The sequence below is a fragment of the Massilia sp. TWR1-2-2 genome (assembly GCF_049897565.1).
Classification (GTDB): domain Bacteria; phylum Pseudomonadota; class Gammaproteobacteria; order Burkholderiales; family Burkholderiaceae_D; genus JAFCUW01.
Genome location: NZ_JAFCWM010000074.1, coordinates 1 through 3,691 on the forward strand (window position 1 = coordinate 1; position 3,691 = coordinate 3,691).

Annotated in this window: 4 protein-coding genes; 2 read left to right on the forward strand and 2 right to left on the reverse strand. The window is 54.1% G+C overall.

Annotated elements, in window-relative coordinates; translation table 11 throughout:
- Nucleotides 1-204: 204 nt before the first annotated feature.
- Nucleotides 205-1,338: a sensor histidine kinase gene (locus ACP7DD_RS26310; RefSeq protein WP_426178323.1), complete on the reverse strand. Its 1,134-nt coding sequence runs from the start codon at nucleotides 1,336-1,338 to the stop codon at nucleotides 205-207.
- Between the two features lie 477 nt (nucleotides 1,339-1,815).
- Entirely contained in the window at nucleotides 1,816-1,920 is a 105-nt protein-coding gene (locus tag ACP7DD_RS26315; RefSeq protein ID WP_426178325.1) for a DUF5710 domain-containing protein, read from the reverse strand.
- A 410-nt stretch (nucleotides 1,921-2,330) separates the two neighbouring features.
- Here ACP7DD_RS26315 and ACP7DD_RS26320 point away from each other — a divergent pair, with 410 nt between their 5' ends.
- Together ACP7DD_RS26320 and ACP7DD_RS26325 are read left to right on the forward strand one after the other, a co-directional pair.
- Complete coding sequence (locus tag ACP7DD_RS26320; protein WP_426178327.1) at nucleotides 2,331-2,672, forward strand: cell envelope biogenesis protein TolA; 342 nt, start codon at nucleotides 2,331-2,333, stop codon at nucleotides 2,670-2,672.
- A gap of 367 nt (nucleotides 2,673-3,039) precedes the next feature.
- Nucleotides 3,040-3,561 carry a hypothetical protein gene (locus tag ACP7DD_RS26325; RefSeq protein WP_426178329.1) on the forward strand — a complete coding sequence of 174 codons (522 nt, stop codon included), beginning with the start codon at nucleotides 3,040-3,042 and terminating at the stop codon, nucleotides 3,559-3,561.
- The last annotated feature ends 130 nt before the right edge of the window (nucleotides 3,562-3,691 follow it).

The following is a 3,691-nucleotide window of genomic DNA, read 5'->3' on the forward strand; positions in this document are numbered from 1 at the left end:
AGTAGAATCAAAAATTCACACTGCAGGCCGCGCTTCTAAATTGATGTCAAGTGTTTTTGTGTCTACGTTGAAAATAAACCATCTAACTGCACATTAAATGCTAACTTGGGTGGATTGGGCGGTGCCGGGCCAGGCTTAAAAATCATTCAGAAAACAACGTGCAATTAAATTGCACGGCTAATCTGATTGTTTCAATTCAACTACTCAAGTTGGCATGCTGTGCCGAGGCAGATTGATAATGAAAACGCAGCCGACCCCGGCAAGGTCATGAACTGTCAGCGTCCCCTCATTCGCTAACACGGTTTGCTTGGCAATGGTCAGGCCGAGACCAATTCCGGTCCGGTTTGTACCGGCTTGGGAAAAAGGAAGAAACATAGTGTCTTCCACTCCCGCCGCTAAACCACCGCAATGATCTTTTATATCGATAAGAATTCGGTCGCCCTGAGCATATGCGGTGAGCAAAACCTCAGTACCAGGGGCGGTAAATTTGAATGCGTTCTGTAGCAAGTTAGCTACCGCAGCCATCAGCAGGTCGCGGGTTCCCGTAACGGCCAGATCTGAGTCGACTGGCAAGGCTCGAAAAGAACAATCATATACTTCCGCAGAAAGCGAGGCTGCGTCGTAAATTTCATGTATGAATTCCGCCAATGAGAATGAGCCTAAGGTCACTGCAGGATGTCCTGACGCACGCACGTCCTCGATGGAATCCGCGATGAGTTTTTCAAGACTCGTAAGGCTCCGCTCGAGGATTGATCCTGTGGCGCCGGTAAAACTAAGATTGCCGGCTTTTGCCGCCGCAAATGCTAGAGACGCCGTTCCAAGCAGATTGCGAAGTTCGTGCGCGAAAAAGCCCATTCTTTGATTCGATACATCCGCATTTCGGGCGGTGTGTAGGCCATCCCTTTGATAGCTGAACTCCGTAACGGCGTCGCAAATTGCATTGTCCAGGCACCGATTCAATGTGCGGAATTCATCAACAGCAAACGGCGCGTCTCGTTCTACGGCCAAGTCAGTAATTGATTGGCAAAGATCGCCATAATCGTGCACAACCTGGTCAACAGTAAGCCCGAGTTCCAGCAGATCTTTACCATGCTGAGCAGCTGATACACTCACTTCAGACAGGGCCACACCGCCACCCGCCGGTCCGGAAATGAGCTCGCTTTCCTGCCTTTGGGGGGTTTGCTCGACACGAAGGGTTCTTATCAGCTGATCAAGAAATAACGGTATGCCGTTTTGCAGTTGCGCTTCTGTCGCAGAGCGACCGGGGCGACTTCCAACCTTGACGCGGCAGCGAACAGCAAGCTCGTCGCGGTTATTGGACAAAAATTGGTGCAACATGGTAGACGCTCCGTCCCGTGAGCTCCGCCCCGGAAAACCGCAGATGTGCGAAGCAATCTTGACGATTCTTTATGATACATCGGAACTCGGAGCCATCTTTGGTCCTTTCGGTATTTTTTCCCGATATCGAAGTCTTTCTTGAATCCTGCATCACTGCCGTTGCCGATGACAACGCGTGAACTCGTATCGCTGTCCTCAATGCTCAAATCCTTGAAGTTCCAGTCATAGAGCATAGGGCCTAGAAATGGCCCACATTGCCGGGGTTGAACGGCCGCTTTGGGCGGGTGCAGCCGATCATCGGACGCCGTGTCCCCACTTATTTCGGTTGACGGCCGATCTGCTGCGCCCTCCGCGCCAGCACTACCATTTCGCTTCGTTGTCTTTCCGGTAACGATGTCAATTACCGCCTTCGGCCGCCCTCTCGGAGCACCATCTTTGCCGGGCGATGAGTGGGTAGCCAGCATTCAAACGACGACGTCAACATCCCGGGCGGCACATACACTTTTTGCTTTCAACATCCCACCTCGCGCCCAGCTCGCGTGCCTGGTCTTTTCCTGCGTATGACACGATCAAGAAAAACACGGGTTCTCCGGATTTTTTTGCTCAGCCGGCAGATGACTCAATCACCTATGGATTCCGCGTTCGGCGCGACCCACTAAGTTCTGGCGATCTTACGTGCTCGCGGCTGTATCCTGCCATCGTGGACCCACCGCAGCAGCGTGTTGGAGTGCGGAGCGTATTCACCGCACACCAGTTCCGCCCAAACCGCGATCAGCACCAGGCGCGGCTGTACGGACGATTTTTGCTTCGTGGCGATCTCTGCTGGCCTTTGTGCGCTTGCGCGCTTCTCGGGACTAATGCGGACCTCACACAGTGGCGCCCGGCGCTAGCAGATCCAGGACACGCAGAAGAATTCGTGTCAACCAAGGCGATCTGCATTCCGTTACACAAAAGAGCATTCGCTCGACAAATCAAAATCAAGGGGCACTAAAATGAAATCGATTTTCCAATATGCAAGTATTGCCGTGTTTGCAGTTTCTGGCGCGGCGTTCGCGGCTCAGAGCACGTCAACGGCACCTGCAAAAACGACAGCCACCCCTAGCAATACCATGGCTATGCCTGCGGGAAATACCACCATGCCTGCGGCAACAACCGCTGCGCCGATGAAAATGACGTCTGCCGAGATGAAGGCTGCAAAGAAGCAAATCGAGGCCGACGAGAAGATGGCCAAGGCCGCTTGCAGCAAAATGAAAGGCGCTGAGAAGTCGGCATGCAAAAAAGATGCTGAGGCGAAAGAGAAGTCAGCAATGGCTGCCCTGAAAGCGAAGAAATAATTTTTCTTAATGTTAAAACCTACCACCGCCACGTCGAAGGTCTCGCTTTCGCCTGTGGCGGCTTCAGCGCGCCGGCACGGACGGAGTAGCTCTCCGCACTTTTTCACTTTTTCCTGCAGCCATAGCCGAATTCGGCTTGCTCCACGCTACCTTGGCATCTACTACCGGTTCGTTTTCACCTGATGGCTCGCCGCCCATCGTATGACCTCGCGCGCCTTGTAAAGGGCCTGGGCCTTACCGTGAACCGGAAGCCGGATCGGACAGGGAAAACTCGGCAGGCAAACAATCTCTTTGCGAACATTGTCGGGGGGAGCGTTTAAGGTACAGGCAATGTGCTCAGTCGTTCGGCAATGCACTGGTGGACACGATGAATCGCGCAACCGATGCGGCAAAGGCGCTGCGCGGATTCAACGATTCACTCTTGCTCGGCAACCTTTCCCCGCTCGATGCTGAAGCTCGCTATCAGGCCGCAAAGAGTCAGTTTGCATCGGCTGCGCCTGGCGACACTTCTGCCGCAACTGCATATCTGGAGGCAGCCAAGGCGCGCGATGCCGGCGATTTTTCACACTCGCGCGACTTCGCGGCAGTGCGGGCAAAACTCGGTGCGGCATCCATCGCTCAGGATCAATTGGCCGCTTCGATCCCGGTCTTTTGGCGAGCGATGCAAGAGCGCACTGCGCCAGAGATCGCCCCTCAGTTTAGCGCCGACCAGGCAGCGCCGGTCGCTTCCCGCGCGTACGTCTCCACCCCTACGACAACAGACACCAGCAAATTGGAGGCCGAGATGAAATTGATGCGTGAGCAGTTGGCGGCAGCATTGGCGCTGATTGCAGCCAGCACGGCCAAGACGGCTGACATTCAAGAGCAGCTTTTGTCGGAGGCTCCATGAGCACCCCGGTAAGCCCCCTGTGTCAAACTACTGTGAGACAACTTCATCCAGCTAATTAAGGAAGTTGCAATCACATGGAAACCCAGATGTCGCCAGCGGTAAAACATATTGAAGAACGCGAGAGCGCCGA

Bases quoted from the DNA above. Each gene is read 5' to 3' on its own strand.
- ACP7DD_RS26325 (WP_426178329.1), top strand. From the start codon at position 3,040: ATGAATCGCGCAACCGATGCGGCAAAGGCGCTGCGCGGATTCAACGAT.
- ACP7DD_RS26310 (WP_426178323.1), bottom strand. From the start codon at position 1,338: ATGTTGCACCAATTTTTGTCCAATAACCGCGACGAGCTTGCTGTTCGC.
- ACP7DD_RS26320 (WP_426178327.1), top strand. From the start codon at position 2,331: ATGAAATCGATTTTCCAATATGCAAGTATTGCCGTGTTTGCAGTTTCT.